Origin of the sequence: Mucilaginibacter sabulilitoris, assembly GCF_034262375.1 — a bacterium.
GTDB lineage: Bacteria > Bacteroidota > Bacteroidia > Sphingobacteriales > Sphingobacteriaceae > Mucilaginibacter > Mucilaginibacter sabulilitoris.
In genome coordinates, this window is the sequence record NZ_CP139558.1 from 7426422 (window position 1) to 7445047 (window position 18626).

Here is an 18626-nt window from a genome sequence, read left to right on the forward strand (position 1 = left end):
CTGAGTTGCAATTTCTTATTCATAAAACTTAGGAGCTATAGCCGTTAACAACAGCTCGGCTTTATGTTTATTCAAAATCTTTTTCCACCAGAACTGAAATTTACGCGGATATACAACCCGTTCTGTAAAATCGGCCTTATGAAGATCTTCCATTGCCAGTAACTTATACATTACTTTACGGGAGTGGTCAACTACGGCGTGTGATCGTTCTGTGTACCCCAGTATCCTGTTTATTTCCCGGTTGGTTTTGCCAATAAGGATATATTCAAATATTTGTAAATGCAATGTTGAAAAGCCTTTGGTTTTGAGTAACGGCCTGCTTAATGCTAATCTGTCCTGTTTTACCATAACCTTCATTTTTAAAATTCCTACATTATTTTATAGCTCACCCAATTACATCGCAATAAATACAACTGTATAAATTGCAACTACACTGATAACTACATTAAATAAACCTATAATAAATCTGTCTGATTGTTCAATATCCGACTGGTAATCCGGCACCCTGAATGCCGCGCTGCTTAAATTCACAAGACCAAAGGTGCAGCTGCCCATAGCCAATATCAGTATAATAACCAGATAAATATTTGACAATCCGTGCGGATTCCCTACTACTGTATTCATATGCGTATAAAAAATTAACTCCCGTTATTCTGCTTATCAATCTGCCTTAAGTACCTTAAATTCTGTACGCCTGTTTAGCTGACGGCCAGCGGGGTTATCTTTGCCGTTAGGAAGCGCATTGGGTGCTATTGGTTTTCTTTCGCCGTAGCCTTTTGCGTATATACGGCTCTGTTCAATGCCTTTTGATATAATATAATCAACGCATGATTGTGCCCTGGCCTGGGATAATTTATCATTGTATTTATCAGAACCTATCCAATCGGTATGCGAGCCCAGTTCAACCTTTATTTTAGGATTGTCTTTCAACACAATGATCAGGGTATCCAATACTATTTTTGATTCGGACCTTAATGTAGCCTTATTAAAATCGTACAATACGTTTTTAATAACTATCGGCTTATCAACGGTAAAGGCCTGCAGGCAGATGTCTGGGTTGTTCAAAGTATCGTTGGTCATTCTGCCCGAAGCAGGTACAGGAACATTTTTTGCAAAATAGCCGTCTTTCTCCAACCGGAGGCTGTATGGACGCTTTGTTGTTACATCAAAAGCGTAACGCCCGGTTTTATTGACAACCATTTGCTTTACAGTATCTTTTGTAAGTGAATCAATGAAACTTACTTTGGCCCCTTCCAATGGCTTCTGCGTATCGCAATCAAGCACTACGCCCGATAATACATGTCTTTTATCAACCGCCCCGAACAAGGCTAAACAGCAGTCAGATTCGCGGTCGGAGCTTAAGTAAAACTTGCTGGCATCATCGGCGTTCGGTAAATAATAAAGATCATCCTTAGCCGAATTCATTGGGTAGCCCATGTTCTTAGGTTCGCTCCACTTATCCAGCTTGCTATAGCTTTCAAAAAAATCAAAGCCACCCAAGCCAATAAAACCCTTTGAGCTATATATCAACTTCTTGTTAGCCATATCATAATAAGGCGCTTCTTCGTCAAATGAGGTATTGATAACACTGCCCAGGTTGGTTGAGTTCGAGGCGTCGCCGTTAAAATCAAGGTAGCTCACCCAAATATCGTCACCACCCTGGCCGCCGGGTTTGTTCGACGCGAAAAACATACGCAAGCCATCGGCTGTAATAAATGGCTGTATGGAGTTAAAGCCATCCACATTCACATTGCTGTTCATTTTCTTAGGGGAAGTCCAGGCATTATCTTTCCATTCGCTGTAATAAATAGCATGTATGGTTTTGCTGCCTTCTTTATACCAGCGGGTATAGTACATGCGTTTGCCGGTTTCATTTAATGAAGGGGTTCCGTATTCCAGCTCCTTTTTACCTGCCTCGTCTTTAAAATTAACAACAACCGGCACACCCGGTTTATCTTTCGCAATAGTGTAAACCCTGTTCAGGTGTACCTTATCGTTTTTTACAAACCTTGATGAAGTAAAATAGCTGCTGCCATCGCGCTGGATCAAGGCATAGTCAGACCCGTCAGATGAATATGGCTCTTTCAGCTTTTCTGCATCAATCAGCAACGGATACTGATATTGCTCTTTGGCAAACTTGCAATTCTTAATTTCCTTTTGCGCTATGTCATTATACTTGCTTTCGCCTTTATAATTAGCATTAAACTGCTCAAGCTGTGTTATGGCTTCGTCGAAATGCTGATTTGCCCTTAAACACACGCCATACCAAAGACGGGCCAGTGGATATTCTGTTTCAAAGTTTTCAGTAAGTACTTTATTGTACCAGCCCTCGGCCTCCAGGTAATTTTCATACATCCGGTACGATTCGCCAAGCCGGTAACACAAATAGGCCCTGTCGCTTTTTTTTGCGGGCTTTTTGGTCTTTTTTTCGCCTGCCTGATAGGGTATGGCCTGCAAAGTGGTAAGGCTTAAGCCATCCGCTGCTTTCTTATAATAAAAAGCGGCCTCATAATAATCTTTGTTAGTAAATGCCTTATCGCCGTAAACTTTAGGATTGTCCTTAGCGTATTGGGCAAAAGCCCCTTTAACCACAATCAATACAAGTAGCGTAATAAATATTTTCTTCATGTTGATAAAAATTAAAGCCTTGGACAAATAGCTTCTGGTTCCTGTATGCGTTTACGGAATACATAACTTATGGATAGTTCAATACCTCCCTGACCAGATGTGGCCCTGTTTAACGCGGTGGTATTGAAATCATAACTGGCCCCTATAATAAGACTGTTAACATGATAACCCACATTGGCTATCGCAGCATCTTTAAAGCGGTACATACCGCCAAAAATCAACCCTTTATCATCCTGCAGTTTTAATTCAGAATAGGCGCCCACAGCCTTTTCCTCAGCTTTTTGTTGCCTGATATATATGGCGTGCGGAATAACATCAAAAAAGTCGGAGGCTTTTATACGAACACCTGCGTGTATGGTATAACGTATAGGTAATTTGGTAGTGCCGCCATCAACCGCGAAGGGATCTTTTGAACGGGCAAGGTGCGCTACACTCACACCACCAAATAAATTGGCATTATGCAAGGGGTCTCCGTCATAGTAAAAAACGCCCGCGCCCGCGTCAAAAATGGTAGCGTTGGTATTTAAAAAATTCTCGTTACTTGGCAAGGTGGGGTCAAATCCGCTGCTGGGATTAAACTGGCTACCGAATTGTGCTTTTGAAGGATCAAAGCTGCGGTTGATAACGCCGGCCTGCACACCAAAACTTACCTTTTTATAACCATCGTTTGATACCGCAATGGCATAACCGAGGGAGCCGTAAGCCGAAAAATAGTTGTAACCTACATCGCCGGCAGCCTGGTTGAGCACATTAAAGCCTACGCTGAGTTTCTCGGTTGGCCTGAAATCAACAGATACGGCGCCGGTTTGGTATGCGTTATTGATAGTTGCATATTGATTTTTGAAATTCGCATTGATACGGGTATCGCCATTTATTACCCCGGTTAACGCTGGATTTAAGTACAGGGGATAAGCGTAGTACTGCGAAAAGTGCGGATCTATCTGCGCTTTTAATTGACTTATTGCCCCAATCTGAAGCAGTATTGCCAGGGTAACTATAATTCTTTTTTTCATGTGTAGATTTATTAATTGTGACGCGGCCATAAGGTGCTGTATCATACCGGTAGCATGATACAGCACCTTATGAGAACCTTATCGTAATAGCGTAACTGTACCTTTCTTTTTCACCACCTGACCATCATTCATGGTGGCTTCAACGTAATAAACATATACCCCTACCGGCTGCTTGGTACCTTTATATGTACCATCCCATCCGCTGGCTTTATTAGTTGTCTGGTATTGGAGCTCACCCCACTGATCATATATCGACAGGGTTAAACTCTTGATGGTATTACCATAAACCTGTAGCAGGTCGTTATTACCATCACCATTAGGCGTAAACACGTTTGGTATGAATAGCCCGTTTCCAAATGGATTGCTGGCAGTGCCGGTTACCGCAGCTGAATTAGCGCTTAGCTGGCAATCCGAGTTTCCGCTTGCACGTACAATGATGGTTACACTTTCGCCCGGTTGCAGATTGCTTACTACATGGGTTAAACCATTGGCTCCGGAGCTTGGCGCAACAAAATGCTGCCCGTTGTCTAAACTTACCTGGTAGCCTGTTGCACCTGTTACTGCAGTCCACTGGAAGCTTACACTTGATGTGGTTGTTGCGCTTACCGATGGTATTGGAGCAGCCAGCGGACCAAGAATGGTAACCGTTACCAGGGTTCTTACTGTTGACACACAACCACCGGCTGTTTCAGCTTCGGCATAGTAAGTGGTATTGGCCGATAGTACAGGTGTTGTAAAGTCGGTACCGGTAGCAAGCGCTGCGCCGCCTGTATCATTAGCATACCATTTTATGATTGCACCCGGTGTAGCGCTTGTAGCAGATATGGTTGTGCTTAATCCAGGGCATATTGAAGTACCCTGCGCACTTGCCTGCGGAGCAACCGGCGCCGATGTTACAGTAACCTGGGCGCTGGTACGTGAAGCTGACGGACAACCAGTAACATTTACCGCTTCTACGAAGTAGATGGTATTTACTGTAAGCACCGGAGTGGTATAGGTTTTTCCTGAGGCTAACGATGTGCCCCCGCTTGCGGTACTGTACCAGTTATAGGTAAAGCCTGTTTGCGGATTAGATATTTCTAATGTTACCTGTCCGCCCTGGCATCCCGCAACCGAGCCGCCGTTAACCAGTACCGGAGCGCCCGGAGCATCAACCACATTTACTTGTATGCTGGCCAGCGACGCGCTTTCGCATGAACCGTTCACAGCCTCTACATAATATGTAGCGTTGGCGTTAACCGGCCCTGTCGGGAAGGTTGTCCCAGTAAATATCAGGTTGTTTTTAGTAGCAGAATCATACCAGTTATAGGTAAGGTTTGCCTGTGGCGACGCAACCGAAATAGTTGTTGCACTACCGCGGCATACCGGTACCGGAGAATTAACTGTAAATGTTGGCGTTGCCGGCTGAGGTGTTACCTTAACATTCGCCGGTACCCTGTTTGAAGGGTTACAGCTTTGAGCGTTTGTGGCCTGTACATAATAAGTAGTATTAGCTGTTAATACCGGTGTGGTATAGGTTGAACCTACATGTATAGAACTTCCGCCGCTTGCAGCTGTGTACCAGTTATAAATTGTACCGGCAACAGGGTTAGCTATACGAATAACAGCCGCACTGTTTTGACAGGTTGTTAAGCCTGCAGCGTCGATAGACGGATTAGGTGCTTTGGTGTTGTCAATTGTCACCTGTACCGAAGTACGGGTGCTTGACGCACAACCGCTTGTATTACTTACCGCTTCAACATAATAAGTTGTAGCTGCTGTAATTGGCTGGGTGGTGTACATAGCACCTGTAAATATTGGCGATCCGCCGGTTGCTGCAGTATACCATTTAAATGATACGTTAGCTGTTGTGCTTGTTGCTATTAATACAGCCGAGCCGCCAGAGCATACAGTTGGGGTGGATGACCCTGCCTGAGTGGTTATAGTTGGTCCGGTAGGCAACTGATTAACGATCACATCAACCTTAGTACGGGTTGCCGAAGTACAACCGGCGCTGTTTGATGCCTCTGCGTAATAAGAAGTATTGGTCGTTAACACAGGGGTTGTATAGGTTACCCCGCTTGCCAATGCTGTTCCGCCTGTAGGTGCGCTGTACCATTTATAGGTAAGCAATACCTGCGGATTTGAAATACTTAAAATAGCCGGAGAACCTGCACATGTTGGCGCGGTAGTTCCGTTGGCGATAACCGGAGCCTGTGGTGCCGGATTAACAGTCACTTCGGCCAGTGTACGGCTACTGCTGCTGCAACCTGTACCATTTACAGCTTCTACATAAAAATCGGTTGTTGCTGTAATTGGCGCGGTTTTATAGGAGTTTCCGGTTGCTAACGCAGTACCGCCGGTTGCCACTGAGTACCATTTATAAGTTATGCCTGCCTGTGGCGTTTTTATTGTTAACGTAGCAGGGCTTCCCAAACATACCGATGGATTAGCCACCGCCAGTACCGGATCGGCAGGCAGCTGGTTAACGGTAACCTTAACCGCAGTACGGCTTGACGAAGTACAGTTGCCCGCATTTGCGGCCTCTACGTAATAAGTTGTAGTAACTGTTAAATTTGGTGTACGGAACACGGTACCGGTAAACAACAGCGTACCATTGGTTTGCGCATCATACCATCTGTAAACAACTCCCGCCTGCGGATTAACAATGCTCAGTGTTGTGAATGATCCCGAACAAACAGTTAAGTCGCCACCTGGTGCCTGAACGGTTGGTGGTGGCGGCACAGGTAATACGGTAATATCGGTACGGGTACGGGTTGTGCTGCTGCAGCTGCTTGCGCTTACTGCTTCAACAAAGTATGATACGTTTGCAGTAAGATTATTCCTGGTGAACGATGTTCCGGTAAATACTGATGCTCCGCCGGTAGCCGCAGTGTACCAGTTGTATTGCAAACCTACCACAGGGTTAGTAACGCTGATAGTCGCGCTGCCGCCGTTACATACCTGGGTTGTGGTGGCGCTCAGTGTTGGCGCTGCAGGTAAACCGTTTGTAGTAATATGAACAGCAGTACGGCCACCTTCGTTTATACACCCTGTTGTGGTGTTGGAGGCCTCGATGTAATAAATTATGTTTTGCGTAACAGCAGGCGTTGTATAGGTTATGCCTGTATGAACAGCAGCTCCGCCGGTGGCCGCAGTGTACCATTTATAGGTAACACCTGCCTGAGGGGTACTCACCGCCAATGCAGCAGGACTGCCCGCGCAAACATCAACATCGTTAGCTTGTACGCTTGGTTTTTGAGGCAATGGGTTAACCTTAACAGTCGCTACGGTTCTTGCCGGACTGATACAGGTGCCATTCGCTGCCTCGATAAAGTAAATAATATCAGATACCGGCGATGTGGTAAAGGTTGCACCGGTATGCACCAGATTACCATTTGTTGGCGCATCGTACCAGTTAATGGTTGCACCGTTGGCATTGGTTACGGTAAAGGTAACGCGCTCGCCGGCGCATATCTCAAATGCTGCTTTTGTAAGTATCGGGTTTTGCGGCGATGGTGTAACGTTAACCGTTGCGGCTACCCTGTTAGGGTTGGCACAACCGCTTGATGCACGGCTGCTTTCCACATAATAAGTAGTGGTTGCTGTAATATTGGTTGGGCTATAGGTTGCCCCGGTATGTACCAGGGTACCTCCTACCGCGTCGGTATACCATTTATAAGTAACACCTGCGCGGGCGTTGCTTACCGTGAAGGTAGCAGTACCGCCCGAGCAAATATTAACTGTATTTACGGCAAGTGTTGGCGCTTCAACCTGTTTGCTGGCATAATAAATGTTAACGTTAGATACTACTGCCAGTAGTGCGTTTAGGCTCAACTCAACCCTATCAAAACCTGCTTTTGGTCTAAACTTGATAATGGCTGTTTGCCCGCCTGAAAGCAGGGTGATCTTCAATAGGTTGCTGCTTAAAGCAACCTGGTCACCATTAGATGTATTGCCATTGAATGAGGTTATCTGTAAAGAGTTAAGGACACCAACATTAATTAAACTCCCCGGGGTGCCTATTTTTACGGTTACCGTATCGCCAACAACACCCGCGTCGCCAAATATTAATTTCTGTGATACGCTTCCCAGCAAGCCTATCGATACTCTAAGCTGGCTAAAGTTGGTGGTATCCTGATCAACTGCGTTATCCGGGTTAATTACGGAGCAGCCTACACAAGCCAAGCCGCTCGTCCCATTCGTTTGAGTTGACGCGAAATCGCAACTGGTTGAGAATATTGGATTCACTTTAACATTAACTGCTGTGCGTGTTACACTGGTACAGCCAGAGCTGGCCAACGTAGCCTCTACATAATAAGTAGTGCTTGATGTTAAAGCAGGTGTGGTGAATATAGCGCCTGTGAATATGGCGGTCCCCCCTGTTACCGAAGTGTACCATTTAAAGGTAGCACCTGCAGTAGTTGAGGTGGCTGTTAAAGTAGCTTTTTGTCCTGAAGTGATCTGTCCGCCCGGAGCATTCGATGTAACAACCGGTGCAACAGGCGTAGGATTAACGATCACATCGGCCTTTGCCCTTGTTGAGCTGGTACAGCCGCCTGCTGTGGCTTCAACATAATAAGAAGTGTTGGCTGTTAAATTTGGTGTGGTAAACTGAGCACCTGTGAAAATCGGGATACCGCCGGTAGCAGTAGTATACCATTTAAAGGTAATGCCTGCCTGGGTTGATGTTGCCGACAATACCGCCGATGAACCTGAACAGGTTGAAACAGGAGTTTGTGATATAACAGGCACCAATGGCGTAGCAGTTACATGAGCGGTTACCTGTGTACGGCTTGAACTGCCGCAAGAACCTGCGCCCTGGGCCTCCACATAATAGGTTGTAGTGGCCGATAGCAATCCGGTTGTAAACGGATTGCCTGTGAATACCGGTGTACCGCCGGTTGCCTGGGTGTACCAGTTAAAGGTAACACCGCCAACAGCTTGTGCCGTAAATGTCGCCGGCTGACCAGAACATACGGTTACATCTGGTGTGTTTACTATCGGTTTTGCCGGTGCCGGTGTAACCGTAACGGTTGCCGGTGTGCGTACGCTCTGGGCGCAGCCATCAGCTGTGCGGCTGGCTTCGGCGTAATAAGTCTTATTGGCGGTTAATACCGGTGTGGTAAATACCGCTCCTGTAAATACCGGTGAGCCTCCGCTGGCAGTGGTATACCATCTTACGGTTACGTTAGCCGGAACAGTAGCGGTCAGCGTAGCCTGTGCTCCCTGGCAAATCGCAACATTTGCAGTTGAAATAACCGGCGCAGCTACAGACTGATAAGCGTCATAAACGTTTACCGCGTTAAGTAGGCCGGCAACGCCTGAGTTAAAGGTAACCTGAACCCTGTCGAAAGTGTGGGTCGACTTAAATACTACTTTGAAACGGCTTGTGCCATTAAGTAAAGTAATTCTCAGTAACGAGCCATTTACAGTAAAGCGGTCGCCATTATAAGTTGTTCCATTATAGGTGGCTACCTGAATTTGTGATAGCAAGCCTACATCGGCCAGTGAGCCCGGGATACCTAACTCAACGGTTACACTGTCACCAGGTATGCCTGTGTTGGCAAAACGCAATGTTTGCTGAGCCGAACCACCCAGTAAGCCTACCGGTACATGTATCTGTGAAAAGCTATTGCTGTTGTTATCTATAGAACCAGCTGCATTGCTGATACCGCATAATAAGCATATACCATTAACCGAGTTCGACTGATCGATAGCCGCGTCGCACGGAACAGGGTTAGGACCAACAACGTTTACATTAATTACACCTGATGCCCTTGAAGTTGATGTAACCCCTGTTGCCGGAATGCTTGATTCGGCATAATAAGTTGTCTGGCTAAATACCGACGGGCTTACAAATGTCGCCCCGGTAAATATGCTGGCGCCACCGGTTGGTGTAGTGTACCATTTAAATACTGCACCCGGGGTAGTTGATGATGCCGTTAAAGTACCGGAAGTACCAGGGTTAACAGTTTGGGTTGGCGGATTAACGGCCACATCAGGTATAATGATCGGCTGTGTAACGGTAATTATTACAGGTGTACGCTGAGCGCTCACGCAACCTGATGCTAATGAACTTTCGGCATAATAAGTTGTGGTAGCTATTAAGGCCGGGGTTGTAAATACAGCGCCGGTGAATATGGCTGTTCCGCCGGTTGGTGTGGTGTACCATTTAAATATGGCGCCAGCGGTGGTTGAACTTGCTGTTAAGGTAGCATTTCCGCCTGTGGTAACCTGGCCACCTGCCGGATTTACGGCAACGGTTGGTGCAACAGGTATCGGATTAACTACCGCGTCGGCTTTTGTACGTGCCGGACTAACGCAGCCGTTAGCCGATGCTTCTACATAATAAGAAGTATTTGCAGTAAGTGTTGTAGTAGTAAACTGTGCGCCTGTAAATATTGGCGAACCACCTGTAGCGGCAGCATACCAGTTATAAACAACACCGCTTTGGGTTGGCGATACGGTAAATGTTGCAGGCGAACCTGAACATACCTGCACCGATGCCTGTGCCAGAACCGGGTTAACCGGCGATGGTGTAACATTTGCAGTTGCGGCTACCCGGTTAGGGTTAGCACATCCGCTTGATGCACGGCTGCTTTCTACATAATAAGTAGTGGTTGCGGTTAATGCCGCGGTAGTAAAGTTTGTACCGGTATGCACGGCAGCTCCGCCGGTTGCCGATGTGTACCATTTATATACTATGCCCGCACGTGCATTGCTTACAGTAAATGTAGCGGTGCTGCCCGAGCAAATATTTACGGTATTGGCAGCCAGTGTTGGTGCCTCAACTTGTTTGGTAGCATAATAAATGTTCAGTGTATTGAAGACTGAAGCTAAAGCCCCGTTAAACCTGATTTCTACCCTGTCAAATGCCGATTTTGGCGCAAACTTCACTAAGGCAGTTTGATTGCCTGCCAGCAGTGTAAGTTTCAGCAGACTGCTGCTTAAGTTAATACGGTCGTTATTATAGGTATTACCATTGTACGATGCTATTTGCAATTGGTTTAAAACACCAACCGTAGCCAGGCTTGCAGGTACAGCTACCTTCACCGTTACAGTATCCCCAACAACTCCGGCATCGCCGAATATTAATTTTTGTGATGCGTTTGAGCCTACCAAACCAATTGGCACACTCAGCTGACTAAAGTTAGTAGTGTCGCTATCGACCGAATTATTCGGGAAATTCACTGCACAACCAACGCAAAGCAGACCGCCGTTCACGTCGTTGGTTTGGGTCGATGCAAAATCGCATGAGGTTGAAAATATCGGATTTACAGTAATCGTTACTGATGTACGGGTAGCGCTTGTACAACCTGCAGTGGTTGAAGCTTCAACATAATACGTTGTGCTTGATGTTAAGGCAGGTGTAGTAAATACAGCGCCTGTATAAATCACAGTACCGCCAGTTGCAGCGGCATACCATTTAAAGGTAACACCTGCTGTAGTTGATGAAGCGGTTAAAGTAGCTGTTTGCCCGGAGGTGATCTGTTTGCCTGCCGGGTTTACAGCAATAGTGGGCGCAACGGGTGTCGGATTAACCGACACATCCGCTTTTGCCCGCGTTGAACTGGTACAGCCCCCTGTTGACGCAGCCTCAACGTAATATGATGTACTGGCAGTTAATGCCGGAGTAGTAAACTGGGCTCCTGTAGATACAGGGGTGCCGCCCGTTGCAGTAGTGTACCAATTAAAGATAACTCCTGCCTGGGTTGATGTTGCCGACAATACAGCAGGCGAGCCTGAACAGGTTTGCACGGTAGGCTGCGTTACCACAGGTGCCGTTGGTGCAGCGGTTACGTTGGCAGTTACTTTGGTACGGGTTGAGTTACCACAAGAGCCCGCGGTAGCTTCTACATAGTAAGACTTAGTAGCGGTTAATGCCGGGGTAACAAAGGTTGCACCGGTAAACAATGCTGTGCCTCCTGTTGCAGCCGCATACCATTTAAAGGTAACACCGCTAACAGCCTGAGCCGTAAATGTAGCAGGCTCTCCCGAACAAACCGTTACTGTTGATGCGTTAACCAGCGGGTTAGCCGGTGCCGGAGTAACCGTAACGGTTGCCGGTGTGCGTATGCTTTGTGCGCAGCCATCGGCGGTGCGGCTGGCTTCGGCATAATAAGTTGAGTTGTTGGTTAAGTTTGGCGTAACAAACGTTGGGCCGGTAGCCAGCAGTGTGCCACCTGTTGCCGATGAATACCATTTTACGGTTACATTAGCCGGAACGGTTGCTGTTAAAGTAGCAGACGAACCCTGACAGGTAATAACGTTTGGCACGCTGATAACCGGTGACGCTACCGATTGATAAGCATCATAAACGTTCACCGCGTTAAGCAAGCCCGCAACACCTGAATTAAAGGTAACCTGTACACCATTAAAGGTATGGGTTGATTTAAATGCTACCCTGAAACGGCTCGTACCGTTCAGCAAAGTAACATTTAGCAGTGAGCCGTTCACCGTAAAGCGGTCGCCGTTATAAGTGGCGCCATTATAGGTGGCTATTTGTATCTGTGATAATAAACCAACGTCAGCCAGTGAACCAGGGATACCTAATTCAACAATTATACTGTCGCCAACAATACCGGTATTAACAAAGTGCAATGTTTGCTGAGCCGAGCCTCCCAGTAAACCTATCGGAACGTGTATTTGAGAAAACGAATTACGGTTGTTATCAACAGAACCTCCCGCGTTACTGATTCCGCATAGTAAACATACGCCGTTAACTGAGTTGGTTTGTGTGGTAGCAGCATCGCAGGCTACAGGGTCAGAACCAATGGCGTTTACATTAACTATACCTGCTGCCCTGGTGGCCGATTTGGCGCCGGTAGCTGTTACCACAGCTTCGGCATAATAAGTTGTATTGGCAAATATGGCCGGCGATTCAAAAGTAGCGCCGGTAAATATTGGTGTTCCGCCCGTTGGCGTGGTGTACCAGTTAAATACCGTTCCAGGAGTAGTTGAACTTGCGGTTATAGTTGCTGTTGTGCCCGCGTTTACCGATTGTGTTGGCGGGGTAACTGCTACATCAGGTATTACTATCGGGTTTACGGTTACCGGAACAGCGGTCCTGTCTGGAGATACGCAGCTGCCCAAAGTAGCTTCTGCATAATAAGTTGTATTGGCCGATAAAGCCGGAGTTGTAAATGTACTGCCTGTAAATACCGGCGTGCCCCCTGTTGGTGCTGTATACCATTTTATAGTAGCATTATTTACAACAGTGGCTTTAAATGTAGCAGTTTGTCCCGCTAAAATGGTTGCACTTGAAGGCGTTACCGCTGGTTTTGCCGGTGGATCGTCAACTATTATTTGCACAGGGGTACGTACAGGGCTTACGCAGCTGCCGTTACGGCTGTACTCTACATAATATGTTGTATTGGCGTTTAGCGCTGGTGTAGTATAAGTTGTACCTGTAGCTAAGGCTGCTCCGCCGGTTGGTGCGGAATACCATTTAAAGGTGCCGTTTGCCGGGTTAGGCGATGTGATGCTCAGTGTTGCCGGGCTGCCTTTGCAAATTTCAGGGGCAGCCGGATTAAATACAGGTTTAGGGTATTGCTGGATGGCATAATAAATCTGTAAAGATGTTAACAACGTTGCCGCGCCCGAGTTCAGGGTAACCTGCACCCGGTCATAATTGCCAACCGCTGGTACATATACCGCATATCGGTTGGTGCCCGACAATAATCTTAAAGTAAGCAACGAATTGTTAAGTGGATAGCTGGCTACCTGGGTAGTGCCATTATAAACAGCGACTGTTATACCGCCCAGTAAGCTAACATCGGCCAAGCCTCCTGGGGTCTGGAATACCATTTTAATGGTATCGCCCTTAAAGCCAGGTTGCTGAAACTGTAGTGTTTGTGAAGCCGATCCGCCTAAAAGGCCAACCGGTACAACTATGTTTGACGCGGTAGTGGTGTCTGCATCCGCGGCAAGGACATCATTATTAATATCACATAACACACATAGCCCGTTAATAACATGTGTTTGCTGGTTGGCAAACGTACATGGCGAATTGTTATCAATAGTAACATTGATGGTTATTGGCGTACGGGCAGCCGACTGGCAACCCGTAGCGTTAACCGCGGCTACATAATAAGTAGTAGTACTAAACAGAGCTGGAGTTTTAAAGGAAGTGCCCGTAAAAACCGCGGTACTTGCCGCGGCCGAGGTATACCAGTTATAAGTAATACCTGTTTGCGCGTTGGTTACATTGATCGTAGCAGTTTGGCCCGCGCCGATAGTTGCGTTATTTACAGCCAGAACCGGTGCTGCAGGTTTGGGCTGTACGGTAACTATTGCTTTAACACGGGTACCGCTTACACAGCCAGTGGCGTTTACAGCCTCGGCATAATAATTTGTATTGGCATGCAGTGCCGGGCTGGTGAAGTTAGTACCTGTGAATAAAACGGTACCGCCCGTTGCAGCGCTGTACCAGTTATAAGTTTGGCCGGCCACAGGGTTAGCAATTTCCAGTACAGCTACATCGCCATCGCAAATAGCTGCGTTTGACGCGGTAAGCGTTGGCACCGCGGGTAACGGACTTATAGTCGCTGTTACTTTGGTACGTGTAGTGCTTACACAGGTACCGCCTGTTGAAGCTTCGGCATAAAAGCTGGTGGTTGCAGTTAATTCTCCAGAATCAAAAGTATTACCGGTAAATAAAGCTGTACCGCCTGTTGCGGCAGCGTACCATTTAACAGTTACACCTGTAACAGGAGTAGCTGCAAATACCGCCGATGATCCGGGACATACGGTAACGCTGGCATTAGCAACCACCGGTGCCGCCGGAATTTGATTAACATTGATTGTTACAGGAGCCCGGTCAGATGCCGTTGCACAGCCCGCGCGGGTAGCCGATACATAATAAGTAGTATTGGCAGTTAAAGCAGGTGTAGTAAAAGTAGCACCCGTTGCTACTACAGAGCCGCCGGTTGCCTGGGAGTACCAGGTAAAAGTAGTGCCGGGAGCATTTGAAGTAGCCGTTAATGCAATAGTACTACCGGCGCATAGTTGTGCGTCGGTTACTGCTACGTTATTAATTCTTATGATAGGTTTAGGAATAATTACTTCAGCCTCATTTAAATTTAAGGTTGATAATACACTGGCAATCCCGCCAAGGCGCAGCTGAACACGGTCAAATACTTTGGTGGGGGCATAGGTAACGGTAAACGTTTGCCTGTTGTTACTCAGGTCAAGTAAACGCAAACGGAGCAGCGAACCGCTTAACTGCTGTGTATCATTATTATCCGTATTACCATTAAAGGTTGATACGGCTATGTTTGTTAAGATCCCGGCATCAAGCAATGCTTTGGGCAGGGATAACGTGAGGCGTACAGAATCGCCTACAACAGATTGGGTTTGAAATATAATGGTTTGCTGTGCAAAGGCACCTAATGCGCCAACACCAGCGTTTAAGGTTGATGCCGTATTAATATTACCATCTATTGCATTTTGAGGATTTACTACCCCGCCTACATTTAAACCCAGGCCAAGCAACGCCGAAGAAATACCATGTAACTCATCATAAGCGGTATTACAAACCGGAGGGCCCGGCGTGGAATAAAAAGCATCGTATACGTATATTGTGCTTAAAGCACCTAAAAGGCCGCCGTTAAGCGTAACCCTTATCCTGTCATAGGCCGTTGCCGGCGAAAAGATAAACTCCAACTGGTTATTGCTGCTGGCAACACTCGCGAGCGTTGGCGCCGTTACCGGCGTACCTGCTACATTACCGTTATAAGGAGTGATGATTACACCTCCAAGCGCGGTTACATCAAGCAGGTTATCACCGGTTCCCAGCTTAATGGTTAACGGTGTATTAGCCGCAACTGCCCCACCCGGAAATATAAGCTCCTGGTATGTAGCGGCCAAAAGACCCACCGGTACGTTTAACGTGGAATGGGATTGCAAATTTGCATCAACAGCATTTGCCTGTTCAGTAACTACACAGCCTATACAAAGCAAACCTGTTGCCCCGCTCTTTTGGGTAGTTGCAAAATGGCGTTGTCCAAAGATTTGGCTTGTAGCACATAATAACAGGCATAACACTATTATGTACCTGCTATAAAAGGTAAAGGTTCTCATGCAAATGTAGTTAAGGTAGGCGTAATTATTATTACACGTTCAAAACTACATAGCACTTTAAGAATATTATTAATACATCTTATTCACTTATTCGGCACTATATAAATTATGTTCATTAATATAATTAATGTTCATTTTGTTCATTAAATATTATTTTAAAACCTATAGCTCTACATTACACGTAAACACACAAAACTATAGCGAAAACCAAGGATTTCGCCAAAATATGATTGCAACATTATCTGATATTAACACCGTATAATAATAATGACCATTATTAATTGTGCAATTAACAACAAAGTATTTGGATTAATTGTGTACAAAAAACAACCTAATTTCTTGAGCCTATGATCTCCTTTTCACCAGTCCAATTTGAAACATTGAAAGCCCGTGTACTTGCCAATGCCAATATCAGAAGCATTACCCCGGGCGACTGCAAGGCTCTTGCACTACAGATCTACAGTAAGACAAAACTAACGGTTAGCGAAACCACTTTAAAACGGGTATACGGATTTGCATATAGTAAATTTAAACCCTCTTTATTCACCATTGATGTTTTAGCCAAATTCTGCGGCTTTGAAGGCTGGGATAATTTTTGTGCCCAGGAGAATGTACCTTCTGCGAAGTCACAAAATGAACATGTTGATTGGAAAACCCTTAGTCATAATGCGGCTAAAATCACGCATTTTACTTTACAGGCTTTAAAAAATCGCTCGGGCATTCCGTTTCATCAAACTATACGCAGAAAATTTATTGATGATCATTTTGATGAGTTTCTGAGGGGTGACTACACCGCCACCGTATTTACCGCGCCTTCGGGCTATGGAAAAACAATTGGACTTTGCCATTGGATAGATGAAAAATTAGAATCAGATACCAATGACATCATCTTATTCTTTAGCAGCAGCGCCCTGATGAACGTTTTTTTAAGCGGTCGTGACCTTAACGACTGGCTGCTGGCCCTGCTGGGCTATTCGCACGAGGAAGATATTGAAGCCTTGTTTGATATCAATAAACGCAATGGCGGTAAGTTTTACCTTATTATTGACGGGTTTGATGAACACATGTTTAAAAACGACCAGTTTGAACTGGTGCTTACCCAGTTAATGGATATTTTCTCCTTTTATCAGTCGCACGAATGGTTTAAGCTGGTTTTAACCATGCGATCGGCCAACTGGATCAATAACAAACATAACATGGAGTTTGGCTTAAAAAACTGGTTCACCGGATTTATAACAGACCATGACTTAACCACCAATGTACCTTTATTTAATATTCAGGAAATCAAACAGTTGTGTCGAAACATCAATCCACTCATTCAGAGTTTTATAGCTATTGATGTAGTTAATAACTTTAACCACCCGTTATACTTTCAATTTTATTACAAACAGCATAAGAATAATTTTTCGCTCAACAATATCGATCATATCTGTATATATGAACTGATTTCCATATTTATACTCAATAAAGTTTATCTGGGGCACTATGCTACCGAAAAGATCTTGTTACTGAAAGGGTTGGTTGATGAAATGGATTTCAAGAGCGGCGTTTATGAGCTCGATAAATTTAAATGCAACGATCTGCTTAAACAATATAGTCATGCCTATAACGAATTATTAAGCATCGGTTTTTTAAGAGAAGTTAATTCAAGCAATGGTTTTCAGTTTAAAACCCTGGTACAATTTGGTAACAATAATTTTTTAGAATTCACGGTAGCCAGAAAGCTCCTTTTAGATAATAACCAGCGGTTTGACCTGCAACTGATCAAATTACTCAATAACGCGTTTAGTGAAAGCAAACATAAATTACCGGTGATAAAATGGTGCGTAATACATGCCATTAAGAACGGGCAGCAGGAAAGTTTTGAGCTTTTGGCACAAACCGGCCTTAACCCCAAAGAAAAATCTGAACTCATCGTTTTTTTAGGCGACCTGCTTCAAAAGATATGCTTCGCGTCAAATAACTCCGAAACCACGGCCAACTATTTTAAACAGGATTGCGGCGATGGCCTGTTTTATTATTTCTTTGGCATGGAACTGATCCATGTTGATTACAAAAAGGCCCTACAAGTTTTATTAAAGTTTGAGCTTTCTGACCACAAAAAGATACTTACCTACACCGCCCTGGCAACTATAGCCATACTTCAGCTGGATGTTAAACAACTGGAAGATTATCTTGCAAAACTCAAAAACTTCCCGCGGCATGATTTTCAGCAGTTTGCTATAAATCCGCTGCACTGCTTAAATGCAATTTATCAGTACTTGAAATATGGCATAATAAGGAAAGATTTTTTTGCCGAGGCAACGCGGTTCTACTTCAATCCACCAAAACAGATTGAAGGTGTGTATGATAAAAAAGCGAATGATCTTACTTACCTGCTGGCTGCTTACTCTACGCTCATTTGTCAGAAGCCATTTAAAACATTACGATTTGTTAACACACTGAATAAGATAGACAAACCTGGCGCCGAAACATCATTTGCCTATAATTTCTTTTTGAAAATAGTCGCGTCTGATGCTTCTTTCGTGCTTGACCGCAAAGCCGTGCTAACAGATAACAGCAATTCTATTTCAATATCCTACAAACAGGAAGAATACCTGTTCACCCCTTTTATGAAGGCGTTGTTTTACAGCCTCAAAATAAAAAACGCCATTATAAATAATGATTATTCATCCATCAGCGGGTATTTGAATTGTTTAAACCAGGTGTCGGACGAGTCTGGAAACAAGCTCCCTAAATTATTTATATATTTTACTATTCTTAACAATGAACAATTGACAAACCTCGATCCTCAACTATACAAACAGGTATCTTATAACCATACCAAATTACTGCGCGAATGCGGCTTAAGCCCCGATATATTTGTAAAGTCAAAAGACGCTCATCCCCTGGAGCTGAAAGTAAAAGTTAACAACTGAACGC

6 protein-coding genes are annotated in these 18626 nt (G+C 45.2%); 1 reads left to right on the forward strand and 5 read right to left on the reverse strand.

Annotated features, from left to right (window positions below; all coding sequences use genetic code 11):
* Nucleotides 1-15: 15 nt before the first annotated feature.
* The 5 genes from SNE25_RS31320 to SNE25_RS31340 all read right to left on the reverse strand — a co-directional run bounded on the left by SNE25_RS31320 (nt 16) and on the right by SNE25_RS31340 (nt 15704).
* Nucleotides 16-357, reverse strand: coding sequence for a hypothetical protein (locus tag SNE25_RS31320; protein ID WP_321562942.1), 342 nt, complete (start codon nt 355-357; stop codon nt 16-18).
* A 36-nt stretch (nt 358-393) separates the two neighbouring features.
* Entirely contained in the window at nt 394-624 is a 231-nt protein-coding gene (locus SNE25_RS31325; RefSeq protein WP_321562943.1) for a hypothetical protein, read from the reverse strand.
* A gap of 36 nt (nt 625-660) precedes the next feature.
* Nucleotides 661-2628, reverse strand: a complete 1968-nt coding sequence (locus SNE25_RS31330) for an OmpA family protein (protein WP_321562944.1) — start codon at nt 2626-2628, stop codon at nt 661-663.
* Between the two features lie 11 nt (nt 2629-2639).
* Nucleotides 2640-3641 carry a PorP/SprF family type IX secretion system membrane protein gene (locus SNE25_RS31335; protein ID WP_321562945.1) on the reverse strand — a complete coding sequence of 334 codons (1002 nt, stop codon included), beginning with the start codon at nt 3639-3641 and terminating at the stop codon, nt 2640-2642.
* A gap of 78 nt (nt 3642-3719) precedes the next feature.
* The gene (locus SNE25_RS31340) at nt 3720-15704 is read right to left on the reverse strand and encodes a gliding motility-associated C-terminal domain-containing protein (RefSeq protein ID WP_321562946.1); all 11985 of its coding nucleotides are present in this window, start codon (nt 15702-15704) and stop codon (nt 3720-3722) included.
* Between the two features lie 347 nt (nt 15705-16051).
* On the opposite strand from SNE25_RS31340, the gene SNE25_RS31345 reads away from it, so the two are divergent.
* The gene (locus SNE25_RS31345; protein ID WP_321562947.1) at nt 16052-18622 is read left to right on the forward strand and encodes an NACHT domain-containing protein; all 2571 of its coding nucleotides are present in this window, start codon (nt 16052-16054) and stop codon (nt 18620-18622) included.
* Nucleotides 18623-18626 lie beyond the last annotated feature (4 nt).